This window comes from Flavobacterium resistens (genome assembly GCF_900182645.1).
Taxonomy (GTDB): Bacteria; Bacteroidota; Bacteroidia; order Flavobacteriales; family Flavobacteriaceae; genus Flavobacterium; species Flavobacterium resistens.
Map to the genome: position 1 here is coordinate 1108973 of NZ_FXTA01000001.1, position 15172 is coordinate 1124144.

The window sequence follows — 15172 nt, forward strand, 5'->3', positions numbered from 1 at the left end:
TTCCAAAATGAAAAATCGGAGCAATGAAAAAAAATATTTTTTTTTCATTTTAGGTTCTAAGATGCTAAGGTTCTAAGGTTCTGAGTTTTTTTCAACGTAATAAAAAGGTAAAAACTTAGTTACTTAGAACTTTAGCAACTTAGCATCTTAGAAAAAAAAATCCAAACCTCAAAATATTTCGTATGTAACGAAAAACCCAATTTAAAATTAACTATGAAATCAAAATTTATTGCCTTGACAATTTTGCTGTCAATCTTTTTAACTTCTTGTGATGCTGTTGATGATTTATTGACATTCAGTATTTCGAATGAAACTTCAATAAAAATAAAGAGCACTTCGCCTATTAATCTGCCTTCGGAAATAATCACGCCGGAAGTAACGACAAATTCATCTGCCGAATTTGAAAACAACAAAACAAAAGCTAGTCTGGTAAAAGATATAAAACTGAGATCATTAAAATTATCGATTTCTGATCCGTCAGATAAAACATTTACGTTTTTAAAATCGGTTCATTTGTATATTTCGACTACGAACTCTGACGAAATCGAATTGGCTTATCAGGACAATATCATGTCAACCAGCAACACAATCGATTTGATTTGTACCGATAAAAAACTGGATCAATACATAAAAGCCGATAGTTACAAAATTAGAACTCAAGTAACATTGAAAGAAACTTTAACAAAAGATGTGACGGTTAAAGCCGATATGAAATTTAAAGTTACAGCAGATCCTTTCTAAGATGTTAAGACACTAAGATTCTAAATTTTTCTCTTAGAATATTTGATTTAAATTATAAACTACTAAGGTTCTAAAATGCTGCATTTTTCTTAGCATCTTAGAACCTTAGTTTCTTAGTATCTTTCAAGAATTATTTATTTGCTTTTTTAAGCAATTCTTTCTGTTTTACAATAACAAATTTTGCTTTAAATCCTGTATCTAAATTATCCCAATAATCAGATAAAACATGATTTCCTTCCGCATCTGTAATTTCAAATCCTCCGGTATTTCCACCGAGTGTCCCAACGTTAAGCGCTTCTAATGAAAAAGTATTAAAACCTTCGTTAAAAGTAATTTTAAAACTCTGGTATTCAGACTTCAATAACATCCTTTCTACCACAACATTATCATTAAAAACTGCCTTAATCAAATCTCCGTCAATTGCACCCGCATCACGACATTTAATAATAAAATAAGCAGAACTGGTATAAATATCACCAAATTCTATATCTTTTCTAACCAACGGCCCTCTTCCTTCTTTTAATCCCGCATCTTTTAAAGCCTTATCCAAATCTTTTTCCATTTTGTCCACATAACGATCCCCTGGATTGGCAAACTGTTTTTCAGTTGACATTGAAAATTTGCTTTTTTCTTCTCCAACCTGAAATTGAGATTTTGTCGTTAGTTTGGTATTATCGTAAACATTTGGTGTTTTTATACTTGGAATTTCACCATTTGGCGCAGCCGGATCATCTAAACTTGGCATATCTGGAGCAGGCATTTTTTTTGGTTTTGCGCCAAACTTTGGAGCTGGAATACTCTTGAATTTAGTACTAAATTCCGTTTGGGCTGATACCGATGCAACAGCAAAAAATAATATGAAAAATAAAATATGCTTCATTGAAAAAGTTTTATCGAATCGGCTTTTATAATTTTATAAAATATCTATAGCAAAGCAAAAATAACATAATTTGTTTCTGAACTTTCACTTTAAGGTTTTTATAACAATTATTTGGGCTAATTTTTAGAATCAAAAAACCTGCCAAGGTTTAATTCAAATTATGAAAATTAAATATCATCTATAAGATATTCTAATTAATTTCTTTTGTAAAAATTTTGTTATAAAATATTCTTTTCCTTTGACAGTAAGCAACTTATTCCTAAATTCAAGGTTTAAATTTTTCTTCATTAAAAAAACAGGAAAATGGATTATATAGACTACTATAAAACATTAGAAATTACGAAAACCGCGACCGAAGCTGAAATCAAGAAAGCTTACAGAAAATTAGCCCGAAAATATCATCCTGATTTAAACCCGAATGATAAGGAAGCGGAGAAAAAATTCAAGGAAATAAACGAAGCAAATGAGGTTTTGAGCAATCCTGAAAACCGCAAAAAATACGATAAATACGGAAAAGACTGGAAACATGCCGATGAATTTGAAAAAGCAGGTTATGATCCAAATCAGCAACAACAGCAATATTCAAGACAACAAAGTGCACAGGATTTTTCTGATTTTGGAAACGATTTTTCGGGAAGTGATTTCTCCGATTTTTTCAATTCAATGTACGGATCTGGACGAAGCAGCCGAACTCAATCTAAATATCGTGGCCAAGATTTCAATGCCGAATTACAATTGGATTTAGCATCGGCATATACCACACACAAACAAAGTTTGACCGTTAATGGCAAAAATATCAGAATTACTATTCCGGCCGGAGTTGAAAACGGTCAGGTTATAAAAATCCCAGGACATGGTGGCCCCGGTGTAAATGGCGGGCCAAATGGCGATTTGTATATTACCTTTTTAATTTCTAATAATTCTGATTTTAAAAGAGATGGCAACAATTTATATTCAAATGTCGATTTGGATTTATATACTGCCATTCTTGGTGGAGAAATCAGCATTAAGACTTTTGATGGAAAAGTAAAAATAAAAGTTCCTGCCGAAACTCAAACCGGAACAAAAGTCAAATTAAAAGGAAAAGGATTTCCTATTTATAAGAAAGACAATCAATTTGGCGATTTGTATGTGACATACAACCTAAAAATTCCAACCAAATTATCAGAAAAAGAAAAAGAATTATTTACAGAATTATCTAAACTTAGAAATCATGGGCAGTAAAAATTTGATTCAAATAAAACAGTTTTGTCTGTATCACGAAATTGAAAATACTTTTATAAAAGAGCTAAATAGTTATGGTTTGATCAAAATTATTTTTGAAGAAAATGATGAATACTTAGAGCCTGAGCAATTACCCTCAATCGAAAAAATGATGCGCATGCACTATGATTTAAATATCAATTTAGAAGGAATTGACGCAATTTATCATCTGCTAAATAAAATTGAAACTTTACAGCAACATTTAACAAATACCCAAAACAAACTTAGAATTTACGAAGAACAGGAAGTAAGAGAATAACCAAATTTATTTTTAAAATATCACAAAAAAGAAAGATTTATAATAAGATTTCAAACCAAAATTATCCTTTTTCACCACCTTATTTTATAAATTGCAACGCATTAATTAACCTGGATTTGTTTTTAAAAACCACCAAAAACAATTCAAAAAAAATCATAAAATGAAAAGAGAAAACATCTTAACAGGATCACCGTGGGAAGACAAAATGGGATACTGCCGTGCTGTAAGAATTGGTAATATCATCGAAGTTTCAGGAACTGTAGCAATTGTAGATGGCGACAAAGTTAAAGCCGATGACGCGTACGCACAGACATATAACATTATTGAACGTGTTGAAAAAGTTCTTGAAGATTTAAACGTTGGAATTAAAGATGTTATCAGAACAAGAATTTTTACCACAGATGTTTCTACTTTTGAAGAAGTTGCCAGAGCACATTCGGCTTTCTTTAAAGATGTAAAACCTACAACCGGATTTTATGAAATCAGCAAATTAGTTGCTCCTGAATATTTGGTTGAAATCGAATTTACAGCTGTAGTACAATAATATTTTTCCGCCACGAATTCACGAATTATTTATTATTAAAGTATTCAATTCTTTACATTTGTGATTCGTGGCGAAAAAAACGCTTCTCTTAAAAAAATGACTTCCCAAAACCTAAAAAAATTATTGATTTCTATTTCAAAATGGATAATTATTTGTGCATTAATTGGTATATTTTCAGGTTCTGCTTCAGCATTTTTTCTAGTTTCTTTAGAATGGGTTACCCAATTTAGAATTGCACACGATTGGATTATTTGGCTTTTGCCAATTGGCGGATTATTAGTTGGTTTAAGCTATTATTACTTCGGAGAATCTGTTGTAAAAGGGAACAATTTATTGTTGGAAGAATACGAAAATCCGCAGAAGACAATTCCGTTCAAAATGGCGCCTTTAGTTCTTTTGGGAACTTTGCTTACACATTTATTTGGAGGTTCTGCCGGACGCGAAGGCACAGCGGTTCAAATGGGAGGCGCGATTGCTGATCAATTCACCAGATTTTTCAAACTCGACAATTCTGAACGCAAAATTTTAATTATTCTCGGAATCAGCGCAGGTTTTGCATCCGTTTTCGGAACACCTTTGGCCGGTGCCATTTTTGCTTTAGAGGTTTTATATTTTAGCAAAATCAATTTCAAAAGTATTTTGCTTTCTTTTTTAGTAGCTTATGCAGCTTATTTCACAGTTGAATTTTGGGAAATCAAACATACACATTATAGTATTCCAATTGTACCGGAATTAAACTCTAGTAACTTATTTTACACTATCGTTTTAGGATTATTATCGGGCTTGGCCGCTTTATTGTTTGCAAGAAGCACGCACTTTTGGAGTTCTCTTTTTTCAAAAAATGTAAAATATCCACCACTTCGCCCTTTTATTGGCGGCGTTATTCTGGCAATTGTAATTGCAGGTTTAGGATTTACAAAATTCTCTGGACTTGGCGTTCCTGTAATTGTGGATTCATTTTCAAATCCAAATAACTGGTACGATTTTCTATTAAAGATTCTCTTTACCGGATTTACTTTAGGCGCTGGTTTTAAAGGCGGTGAAGTAACCCCGTTATTTTTTGTCGGTGCAACTTTAGGAAGCGCTTTGTCAATCGTAATTCCAATGCCAATTGCACTTCTGGCAGGAATTGGATTTGTAGCTGTTTTTTCTGGCGCAACCCACACGCCTATCGCCTGCACCATTATGGGGATGGAATTATTTGGAATTCAGCCTGGAATATTCATTGCAATTGGCTGTACAATCGCTTACTTTTCTTCAGGTTCTGTCGGAATTTATAAATCTCAAATCGTTAAAGGCGCTAAATACAAATTGTATCAAAGATTTAAGAAAGAAGAATTGGAACATCTTTGATTTAAATTCCAATCCCGAAGTTTCTTTATAAAATTCCAAAACTCATAACTTATAACTCATAACTTAAAAGTGTGTTAATCTATAAAATGATTGCAACATTACATTAAAAAAATGTAAATTCGCACACTATGAAAATACAAGATATTCAGGCAATACAATTGTTGCTTTCTGCCCCAAAGAAAATTGTAATAATCCCGCACAGAGGACCAGATGGCGATGCTATGGGTTCAACTTTAGCATTATACCATTTTTTAATAAAAAATAATCATCAGGCAACGGTAATAGCGCCGAATGATTTTCCTGATTTTTTAGCTTGGCTTCCGGGTTCTGAAAACGTAAAAATATTTGAAAAAGATACCGAAAACTGCACTCAAATATTAGAAGCAGCCGAGTTAATTTTCACACTTGATTTTAATGCATTTCATCGTACAGGCGAAATGGAACATACTTTAGCAAAATTGACAGTTCCGTTTATCATGATCGATCATCATCAAAAACCTGATGATTATGCAACCTACATGTATTCTGACACTGAATTTGGTTCAACCTGTGAGATGGTTTACAACTTTATTTCTTTTCTAAATAAAAAAGAAGATATTGATAAAACTATTGCAACCTGCATTTACAGCGGAATTTTGACTGATTCTGGCTCGTTTCGTTTTCCAGGAACAACAGGAAACACGCATCGAATTATTGCTGAATTAATTGATTTAGGTGTTGAAAACACGCAAATTCCTGTTTTATTATTCGATAATAGCTCATACAGCCGTTTACAATTATTAGGTCGTGCTTTACAAAATATGAAAGTTTTTGAAGAGCATAAAACTTCCTATACTTCGCTTACTCAGGATGAATTAGATTCATTCGATTATGTAAAAGGCGATACTGAAGGAATCGTAAATTACGGACTGAGTATAAAAGGTATTATTTTTACCGCTATTTTTATCGAAAATAAGGATGAGAAAATCATTAAAATATCTTTCCGTTCGCAAGGAGGATTTGATGTAAATCAATTTGCCAGAGATCATTTTAACGGCGGAGGGCACAGCAATGCAGCCGGCGGAAAATCTGAATTATCAATGGAAGAAACCTTAGTGAAATTTGAAGATTTAGTTACTAAACTTGCAATATAACCGAATATGAAATATTTAAAAATCAGTATTTACACACTTCTTTTTACTGTTTTATTTGCCAGCTGCAAGCAACATGAAGAAGCCAGAAGACCGCTTTCAAGAGCATCGGGTACTTTCATGAAAAAATCAGCTGACCGAAATAAAAAGCTAGTGGCTAATGAAGAGGATGTCATCAAAAAAATCATAAAGAGCAATCCGAAAGTAAAATATTATGCCACAAAAAAAGGCTATTGGTTTTCTTATGATGAAAAAAATCCAAACGAAACTCAAGCACCTCGTCGAGGGGATATTGCTTATTTCAATTTAGAAGTAAAAGATATTCAAGGTAAAATTATTTATTCTGAAGCTGATCTTGGTCCGCAAACCTATTATGTAGATAAACAAGACATTATGATGGGATTGCGTGATGGTATCAAATATATGCACAAAGGCGAAACTGTCACCTTTTTGTTTCCTTCACACATTGCTTACGGATATCATGGAGACAATAATAAAATTGGACCAAATGAATCTTTAATGTGCACCGTAACACTTCGTAATTTTGTTCCAGATCCTACAGCTCCAAAAACAGCTGTTCCGGCTGGACAATCTACAGATGCACAAGCTTCGGCAGGACAAACACCGAAACCTGCTACTCCAAAACCGGTTGCTTCAAAACCTGCCGCACCAACTAAAAAAGATACAGTAAACCCTTAAATAAAAACATTTTAGAAATGAAAAAGAATATCTTATTATTACTATTAGCCGTAACCTCACTTTATTCTTGTAAAGATGAACACAGCAATTTACCTGATGGTTTATACGCCGATATTGAAACAAACAAAGGACATATCATTGTTGAATTAGACTATACAAAAGCACCTGTTACTGTAGCAAACTTTGTGACTTTAGCAGAAGGCAAAAACGAATTTGTAACCAAAGAGTACAAAAAAAATAAGTCTTTTTTTGATGGTTTAAAATTTCACAGAGTTATTGAAAATTTCATGATTCAGTCTGGAGATCCTGAAGGAACTGGTTCAGGTGATACTGGATATAAATTTAAAGACGAAATTACCGATTTGAAATTTGACAAACCGGGAGTTTTAGCAATGGCAAACAACGGTCCTGGAACAAACAGCAGCCAATTTTTTATTACGCATGTTGAAACGCCTTGGTTAGAAGGAAAACACACTATTTTTGGTCACGTAGTTGAAAAAGGACAAGAAGTTGTAAACCAAGTAAAACAAGATGACACGATTGTAAAAGTTACGATTATCAGAAATGGAGAAGCGGCAAAGAAATTTGATGCTGTAAAAGTATTCCATGACTATTTTTCAGAAGTTGCAAAAGAGAAAAGCAAATATGCCGGAGTTCAAAAAGAAAAAGTGGCTTATTATGCTTCAATAAAACCAAAAGCAACTAAAACTAACTCAGGTTTAGAGTTTGTTATTACTGAAAAAGGAACTGGTAAAAAACCAGCGATTGGAACCCAGATTTATATTCATTACGCAGGTTTCCTTGAAGATGGGACTTTATTCGATTCAAGCATCGTTGATGTTAATAAAGCTTTTGGAAAATATGATGCTACAAGAGCAGAACAAAACGGTTATCAGCCAATTCCATTTCAGGCAGGCAAAAAAGATGGTTTGATTCCTGGATTTATTGAAGGAATTGAGCAGTTGTCATTTGGAGATAAAGCGGTTCTTTTTATCCCTTCTCATTTGGCTTATGGAGCAACTGGCGCTGGAGGAGTTATTCCACCAAATGCTAACATTATTTTCGAGATTCAATTGCTAGAAAAACCACAATAATAAATTATTTCATAGACTTAAATTCGAAACAAAATGAAATTTAAATTTCTATTATTATTCTGTTTGGCAGTAGTAAGTTTACAAGCACAAACAACAAAAAAACCAGCTGCAAAACCAAAGGCCGCAACAACAAAAACAACTCCGGCAAAAGCAGCTGCGACAAAAGCGGCTCCGGCCAAAACAGCAGCTACAAAAACGGTTACACCTGCAAATCCTAATGAGGGTATTTTTGCAACGATCTCAACTTCAAAAGGTGATATTGTTGTTGTATTAGAATATGTAAAAGCTCCTGTTACAGTTGCTAATTTTATTTCTTTGGCAGAAGGAAATAATCCAAATGTTAAAGTAGAAAAACTAAAAGGAAAACCATTTTATGATGGCTTGAAATTTCACAGAGTTATTAATGATTTCATGATTCAGGGTGGAGATCCAGACGGAAATGGTTCTGGAGGTCCGGGCTATTCCTTTAAAGATGAATTTACTGAAGAATTAAAATTTGACAAAGGTGGTATTTTAGCAATGGCAAATTCTGGGCCGGCAACTAACGGAAGCCAATTTTTCATTACACATAAAGATACTCCTTGGTTAAATGGAAAACACACTATTTTTGGTCATGTCGTTTCAGGAATGGACAATGTAAATAAAATTGTTCAGAATGATATCATGACAAAAATTACAATTACACGCAAAGGCGACGCTGCTAAAAAGTTTGATGCTGTGAAAATTTTGGCTGATGATGTTAAAAAAGAAGAGGCAAAAAAACTTGAAGCACAAAAAGTAGTTGCACAAAAAGCAGCTTATTTTGCAGCAACTAAAGCTAAAGCAACTACAACTGCATCTGGCTTAAAATATGTGATTACACAAAAAGGAACTGGCGTAAAAGGCGCTGAAGGGTCAACAATTTATTTTCACTATGCGGGTTATTTTGAAGACGGAAATCTTTTTGATAGCAGTATGGCAACGGTTGCAAAAGCGTATGGAAAATATGATGCAAACAGAGATGCAGCAGGAGGATACAAAGCTTTTCCTTTTACAGTTGGCAAAAAAGACGGCATGATTCCGGGATTTATTGAAGCTTTAGATATGATGACAGACGGAGAAAAAGCAATTTTCTTCCTTCCTTCAAATTTAGCTTATGGAGAAAAAGGTGCTGGTGGTGTGATTCCTCCAAATGCAACTTTAATTTTCGAAATTGAAACTTATAAAAATCAGCCGGTCAAATAATTGAACTGAAAGATTTATTAAAATAGAAACCATCAAAGCATATGTTTTGATGGTTTTTTTTTATTTAAATCGGTTTTTAATTTTTCTGCTAAATCTGTAATTTACAAATACAAAACTTCTTCCAAACAATAATAAAACTAACGTTTAAGGATAATTTTTGCTAAATCACAAACAAAATAGCTTACCTTTGCCGGCCTTAATTTTAAAACAGGAATTTCAAATGTCACAAAACAATGTATTAAAAGGAGTTTTTTTAGTTGCTTTAGGAGCTACAACTTACGGAATGCTAGCCACTTTTGTAAAAATGGCTTATTCTGAAGGATATACAACAGCCGAAGTAACAACTTCTCAATTCGTTTTGGGAATAATTGGAATTTTGATAATCAATGCATTTCAGAAAATAAAAAATAAAGGAACTGCGGTAAAAGCTTCTTCAAAAAACATTTTCAGCCTGATGCTTGCCGGAACTTCATTAGGAATGACAAGTTTGTTTTATTATCTGGCTGTAAAATATATTCCGGTTTCAATTGGGATTGTTTTATTGATGCAAACCGTTTGGATGGGCGTTTTACTAGAAATGATTTTAGAAAAAAAACTGCCTTCAAAACAAAAAGTAATCGCTGTTTTTATTGTTCTTATTGGAACAGCTTTGGCTACAAATCTAATTCATGCTGATTTTCAATTGGACTGGAGAGGAATCGTTTGGGGGATTTTAGCAGCCGCTTCTTTCACTACAACTATGTTTACCGCAAATCGTGTTGCAACCGAAATTTCGTCTGCACAACGCAGTTTATATATGCTTTTGGGAGGAGCTGTAATTGTGTTTTCTTTCGCTTTCGCAACTCAGACAGGAGCTTTTAATCTCGCTATTTTTATGAAATGGGGAATTGTTTTGTCTTTGTTTGGAACTATCATCCCTCCTATGTTAATGAATGCTGGTTTCCCTTTAACCGGAATTGGATTAGGAAGTATTGTTTCTGCTCTTGAACTTCCTGTTTCTGTTACAATGGCTTTTGTTCTTTTGAATGAAAAAGTTATTTTTTTACAATGGGTTGGAATTGTTTTAATCATTTTGGCCATTATTATTATGAATGTAAATTTCAAGGCTAAAAAATAAACAATTTTGCTGCTCTTTAAAAAAAAGGGACTTGTAATGCAATAATTGTTAATTTTTTTATAAATTCGTGATATACAACACTATATCATGAAACAACCTTGGCATTTATATTTAATGGCTTTTTTATATATACTTGCTGGTATCAATCATTTTAGAAATCCTAAAATGTATATCAGGATTATTCCTCCTTTTTTTAAAAACCCCAAATTTATAAATTATTTAAGTGGAGCTGCCGAAATCATTTTAGGCACACTCCTATTTTTTCCTATTACAAGAACTTTTGCCGCATGGGGAATTATTGCATTGTTAATTGCTATATTTCCTGCTAATTTGTACATGTATCAAAATAAAAAAGCAAGTTTTAATTTACCAAGATGGATTTTATTTGTACGTTTGCCCTTACAAATTGTTTTGATTTTTTGGGCATACCAATATACCCTTTAACAATCACAATCTATTAATTTAAAATTACTTAATTATGAAAAAATTATTTGCAGAGTTTTTTGGAACTTTTTGGTTAGTTTTTGGAGGTTGCGGAAGCGCTATTTTTGCTGCAGGAATTCCAGATTTAGGAATTGGATTTGCTGGCGTAGCTTTAGCTTTTGGTTTAACGGTTTTAACAATGGCATATGCTGTTGGTCATATTTCCGGTGGACATTTTAATCCAGCAGTTTCATTCGGATTATGGGCTGGCGGAAGATTTTCAGCAAAAGATCTTATTCCTTACATTATCGCACAGTGTATTGGAGCAATTGCTGCAGCAGGAACTTTATACACAATCGCTTCTGGAAAAGCCGGTTTTGTGATTGACAATACAAAAGCTGGTGCATTTGCATCAAACGGTTTTGGAGCATTTTCTCCTGATGGATATTCTTTTCAGGCCGCTTTTATTGCCGAATTTGTATTGACTTTATTTTTCCTTTTAGTGATTTTAGGAGCAACAGACAAATTCGCAAACGGAAGATTTGCCGGAATCGCAATTGGGTTGGCTTTAACTTTAATTCATTTAATCAGTATTCCAATCACCAATACTTCAGTTAACCCTGCAAGATCTTTATCTCAGGCCATTTTTGTTGGAGGTGAACCTTTATCTCAAGTTTGGCTATTTTGGGTGGCACCAATATTAGGTGCAGTTGTAGCTGGGTTTATCTATAAAACTTTGCTGCAAAATCATGATGAAGCTTAATCCCCAAAATAAATCAAACATAAACTAAAAACATTCAATTATGGAATTTTTATATTTCTTACTTATAGGAGCAATTTCTGGATGGCTAGCTGGTCAAATATGGAAAGGTGCAGGATTTGGTTTAATTGGTAATATTATCGTCGGAATCATTGGCGGTTTTATTGGCGGATGGATTGCTGGAAAATTCGGAATTGGAGGCGGCGATCTTCTTTGGCAGATTCTTATTTCTGTTGGAGGTGCGTGGGTTTTACTTTTTATTATCAGCCTGATTAAAAAAGCTTAAACCAAATACATCAAAATAAATTAGTTACCTAATAAATATATTAAAGAGAAAAAAGAAGTTTCAATAATCTTTTTTCTCTTTTTTTTTATTTTAAATAATTCAACAGATTAGAAGTTAAAATACATATTTCTCATAATTTATATTGTCATTCCATCAATTTTATTACATTTGAGCACATACACTATTGAATTATGAATGACATTATTACCTACTTCAGTACAATTCCTTCTTCACACAGAAGTTTAATTTTGGTTGGAGGAATAACTCTTTTTTGGCTAATCGAAAATACTTTTCCGCTCTTTCAGATGCAGTACAAAAAATGGCATCATGCAGGAATCAACATATTCTTTACACTTACAACAATAATTGTCAACTTCGTTTTGGCTTTTATCTTAATCAAAACTGCAGCCTGGACTACTGAAAATCATTTTGGAATCCTGGAATGGCTTCCTGAAATCCCAATTTGGCTTTATACTATCATAGGCTTGCTTTTACTGGATCTGATTGGTGCTTATCTAGCACATTTCGTGCAGCATAAAATAAAATTTTTATGGCGTTTTCATCTTATTCATCATACAGATACCTGGATTGATACAACTACGGCTAACAGGCATCATCCTGGCGAAAGTGTCATTCGTTTTATCTTTACAACTTTAGGGGTATTAATTGTTGGAAGTCCAATGTGGATGGTTTTTCTATACCAATCATTATCCGTTATTGGTTCACAATTCAATCATGCCAATATTTCGCTACCAAAAAAGCTGGATGTTTTTTTAAGTTACCTAATTGTTTCTCCAAATATGCATAAAGTTCATCATCATTATATGCTTCCTTACACAGACAGTAATTACGGGAATATATTTTCAGTTTGGGACCGTCTTTTTGGAACATTTACGACCTTACCAAAAGAAGAATTAATTTATGGAGTTGACACGCATATGAAGCCCGAAGAACATAACAAATTAGCAAATTTGTTGCAAATTCCGTTTCAAAAATCAAGATCAGCAAAAAACAGTTAAAATCAATAAAAAAAAATAGTTCAGCGTACCAACTAATTATTTTTTTTATTAATATTGATATATAAAATGAAAATCAATCTATTAATCATTAACCTCTATTTTGAATTAATTTTCACGAGATGAAAAAGAGTAGCCGCAAAGAATTGAATTGGGAACAAACAGAAAGACTTGTTTCGTTAGCTTTAGAAGAAAAAAATCCATTTGAAATCATAAAAAAAGAATTTGGATTAGCAGAAAAGGAAGTTCTGGAAATCATGAAAAAGAAGATGCCTGTAGAAAAATTTGAAATGTGGAAAAAAAAGGCAATTGCAAATAAGCCAAAACCAAAGCCAGTCAAAATTGACGACTTCGATGAGGATTTGGATGGAAAATATTACATAAAGAACAAACTAGATTAAGATAAAACTCCTGAATTTCAGGAGTTTTTTTTTATATTTATATAAAAGTGTAACAATTTGATAATTTAGAAGTCAAATACACATAACTAAACGCGAACAAATGAGAAAAATAATTTACACTTTAGCTCTTGCTGTAACATTTTGGAGCTGTAAAACAGGAAGCACATCGGGAGATGCAAAAAGCAAAACTGTAGATGTTAACATCAATCTTGTAGATGTTAAAGATGATAAAGTCCTTGTGACTGTTACACCTCCGGCAATTAAAACGGATGAAGTAATTTACAGTATTCCAAAAACAGTTCCTGGAACTTATTCTACAGATAATTACGGTAAATATTCAGATGGTTTTAAAGCTTTTGATACTAAAGGAAATGAGTTAACTGTAAAAAGAATTGATGATAATTCATGGTCAATTTCTAATGCAAAAACGCTTAAAAAAATCACTTATTTAGTTGGAGATACTTTCGATACTGAAAAAGGAACTGGTTTTGGAAATGATGATGTATTTTCTCCAGCTGGAACTAACATTAACGCCGGAGTAAATTTTATGGTTAATACACACGGTTTTGTTGGTTATTTTCAGGACAAATTAGATGTGCCGTACAAAGTTACGATTACGCATCCTGAAACGCTTTGGGGAGCAACTTCAATGACTGACGAAGATGCAAGTAAAACAAGCGACGTTTTTACAACTTCTCGTTATGCAATTTTGGTTGAAAATCCGATTATGTATTCTAAACCTGATTACACGACATTCAACGTTAACGGAATGGATATTTTGATTGCTGTTTATTCTCCAACTGGAAAATTTACTGCAGAAAGCATTACGCCGGAAATGAAAACGATGATGACCGCGCAGAAAAACTTTTTAGGAAAAATCAACTCGACTAAAAAATACACTGTTATATTGTATTTATCAAGCTTGGCAAAAGATGATGCGCACGGTTTTGGAGCTTTAGAGCATCCAACAGTAACAACTGTTGTTTTACCAGAATCAATGCCAAAAGAGAAATTGGTTGAATCAATGAAAGATGTAGTTTCTCATGAGTTTTTCCATATTGTAACTCCATTGACAATTCACTCAAAAGAAATTCAGTATTTTGATTACAATGCACCAAAAATGTCAGAGCATTTATGGATGTATGAAGGTGTTACTGAATATTTTGCAAATCTTTTCCAAATCAATCAAGGTTTAATTGATGAAGCTGAATTTTACACTAGAATCGCTGATAAAATTGAACAGGCAAAAGGCTTAAATGATACGATGTCGTTTACCGTAATGAGTAAAAATGTTTTAGAGCAGCCATATAAAGACCAATATTTGAATGTTTATCAAAAAGGTGCTTTGATTGGTATGTGTATCGATATTATTATTAGAGAAAAAAGCAATGGCGAGAGAGGAATTCTTGATTTGATGCATAAATTATCAAACGAATATGGTATTGAAAAACCATTTAATGATGATGAACTTTTTGCTAAAATCACACAATTGACTTATCCTGAAGTTGGTGAATTCTTAAATAAATATGTAGCCGGAACAACTCCAATTCCTTATGATGTTTATTTAGCAAAAGTTGGAGTAACTAAATCAACTGAGAAAAAAGCGAGTCCAGTATTCTTAAAAGGACAAACTCCTTATATTTCTGTTGACAAACAAACAAAAGAAATTGCCGTTCGTTCTGATATTGAACCAAATGCGTTTTTCAAAAACCTTAATTTAAAAGGTGGCGATATTTTGGTTTCTATAAACGACAAACCTTACTCTCTTGCGAATATTTATGATTTAATTGGAGAAAGTGAAAACTGGAAAGAAAACGATCCAATTACTGTAAAAATCAAACGTGCAGGAAAAGAAGAAACTATCAAAGGAACTGTAAAGTTACCTTATGAAGAATCTGAAACTTTTAAAGCTACTGATGCTTCAAAAGACAAACTTAAAAATGCATGGTTAAAAGGATAATTTCTTTTAAGACAAATAAAAA

Annotated in this window: 17 protein-coding genes; 16 read left to right on the forward strand and 1 reads right to left on the reverse strand. The window is 32.9% G+C overall.

Going from position 1 to position 15172, the window contains the following annotated elements; translation table 11 throughout:
* Window positions 1-213 precede the first annotated feature (213 nt).
* On the forward strand, window positions 214-741 hold the full coding sequence (locus FN795_RS04770; RefSeq protein ID WP_142449602.1) for a hypothetical protein: 528 nt from the start codon (window positions 214-216) through the stop codon (window positions 739-741).
* Window positions 742-871: 130 nt separating this feature from the next.
* On the opposite strand, the gene FN795_RS04775 is transcribed toward FN795_RS04770, so the two are convergent.
* Window positions 872-1621: a hypothetical protein gene (locus FN795_RS04775; protein ID WP_142449603.1), complete on the reverse strand. Its 750-nt coding sequence runs from the start codon at window positions 1619-1621 to the stop codon at window positions 872-874.
* 303 nt (window positions 1622-1924) lie between these two features.
* Between FN795_RS04775 and FN795_RS04780 the strand changes: the two genes are divergently transcribed.
* From FN795_RS04780 to FN795_RS04850, 15 genes are all read left to right on the forward strand, one after another.
* The gene (locus FN795_RS04780) at window positions 1925-2845 is read left to right on the forward strand and encodes a DnaJ C-terminal domain-containing protein (protein ID WP_142449604.1); all 921 of its coding nucleotides are present in this window, start codon (window positions 1925-1927) and stop codon (window positions 2843-2845) included.
* Entirely contained in the window at window positions 2835-3143 is a 309-nt protein-coding gene (locus tag FN795_RS04785; RefSeq protein WP_051951509.1) for a chaperone modulator CbpM, read from the forward strand. The genes FN795_RS04780 and FN795_RS04785 overlap by 11 nt, the downstream gene beginning before the upstream one ends.
* A 160-nt stretch (window positions 3144-3303) precedes the next feature.
* Complete coding sequence (locus FN795_RS04790; protein ID WP_035648901.1) at window positions 3304-3687, forward strand: RidA family protein; 384 nt, start codon at window positions 3304-3306, stop codon at window positions 3685-3687.
* 96 nt (window positions 3688-3783) lie between these two features.
* The gene (locus FN795_RS04795) at window positions 3784-5040 is read left to right on the forward strand and encodes a voltage-gated chloride channel family protein (protein ID WP_142449605.1); all 1257 of its coding nucleotides are present in this window, start codon (window positions 3784-3786) and stop codon (window positions 5038-5040) included.
* Between the two features lie 128 nt (window positions 5041-5168).
* The gene (locus FN795_RS04800; RefSeq protein ID WP_142449606.1) at window positions 5169-6173 is read left to right on the forward strand and encodes a DHH family phosphoesterase; all 1005 of its coding nucleotides are present in this window, start codon (window positions 5169-5171) and stop codon (window positions 6171-6173) included.
* 6 nt (window positions 6174-6179) lie between these two features.
* On the forward strand, window positions 6180-6869 hold the full coding sequence (gene gldI, locus FN795_RS04805; protein WP_142449607.1) for a gliding motility-associated peptidyl-prolyl isomerase GldI: 690 nt from the start codon (window positions 6180-6182) through the stop codon (window positions 6867-6869).
* A gap of 17 nt (window positions 6870-6886) precedes the next feature.
* Window positions 6887-7963, forward strand: a complete 1077-nt coding sequence (locus tag FN795_RS04810) for a peptidylprolyl isomerase (RefSeq protein WP_142449608.1) — start codon at window positions 6887-6889, stop codon at window positions 7961-7963.
* 33 nt (window positions 7964-7996) lie between these two features.
* Window positions 7997-9187, forward strand: coding sequence for a peptidylprolyl isomerase (locus FN795_RS04815; RefSeq protein WP_142449609.1), 1191 nt, complete (start codon window positions 7997-7999; stop codon window positions 9185-9187).
* 220 nt (window positions 9188-9407) lie between these two features.
* Window positions 9408-10304 (forward strand): EamA family transporter, encoded by an 897-nt coding sequence (locus FN795_RS04820; protein WP_142449610.1) that lies wholly within the window; start codon window positions 9408-9410, stop codon window positions 10302-10304.
* Window positions 10305-10391: 87 nt separating this feature from the next.
* Window positions 10392-10748, forward strand: a complete 357-nt coding sequence (locus tag FN795_RS04825) for a DoxX family protein (protein WP_142449611.1) — start codon at window positions 10392-10394, stop codon at window positions 10746-10748.
* A gap of 34 nt (window positions 10749-10782) precedes the next feature.
* Window positions 10783-11490 (forward strand): aquaporin Z, encoded by a 708-nt coding sequence (gene aqpZ, locus FN795_RS04830; RefSeq protein ID WP_142449612.1) that lies wholly within the window; start codon window positions 10783-10785, stop codon window positions 11488-11490.
* 40 nt (window positions 11491-11530) lie between these two features.
* The gene (locus FN795_RS04835) at window positions 11531-11773 is read left to right on the forward strand and encodes a GlsB/YeaQ/YmgE family stress response membrane protein (RefSeq protein WP_142449613.1); all 243 of its coding nucleotides are present in this window, start codon (window positions 11531-11533) and stop codon (window positions 11771-11773) included.
* Between the two features lie 191 nt (window positions 11774-11964).
* Window positions 11965-12792, forward strand: a complete 828-nt coding sequence (locus FN795_RS04840) for a sterol desaturase family protein (RefSeq protein WP_142449614.1) — start codon at window positions 11965-11967, stop codon at window positions 12790-12792.
* Between the two features lie 119 nt (window positions 12793-12911).
* On the forward strand, window positions 12912-13190 hold the full coding sequence (locus FN795_RS04845; RefSeq protein ID WP_035648923.1) for a DUF2805 domain-containing protein: 279 nt from the start codon (window positions 12912-12914) through the stop codon (window positions 13188-13190).
* 100 nt (window positions 13191-13290) lie between these two features.
* Window positions 13291-15150 carry a M61 family metallopeptidase gene (locus tag FN795_RS04850; protein ID WP_142449615.1) on the forward strand — a complete coding sequence of 620 codons (1860 nt, stop codon included), beginning with the start codon at window positions 13291-13293 and terminating at the stop codon, window positions 15148-15150.
* The last annotated feature ends 22 nt before the right edge of the window (window positions 15151-15172 follow it).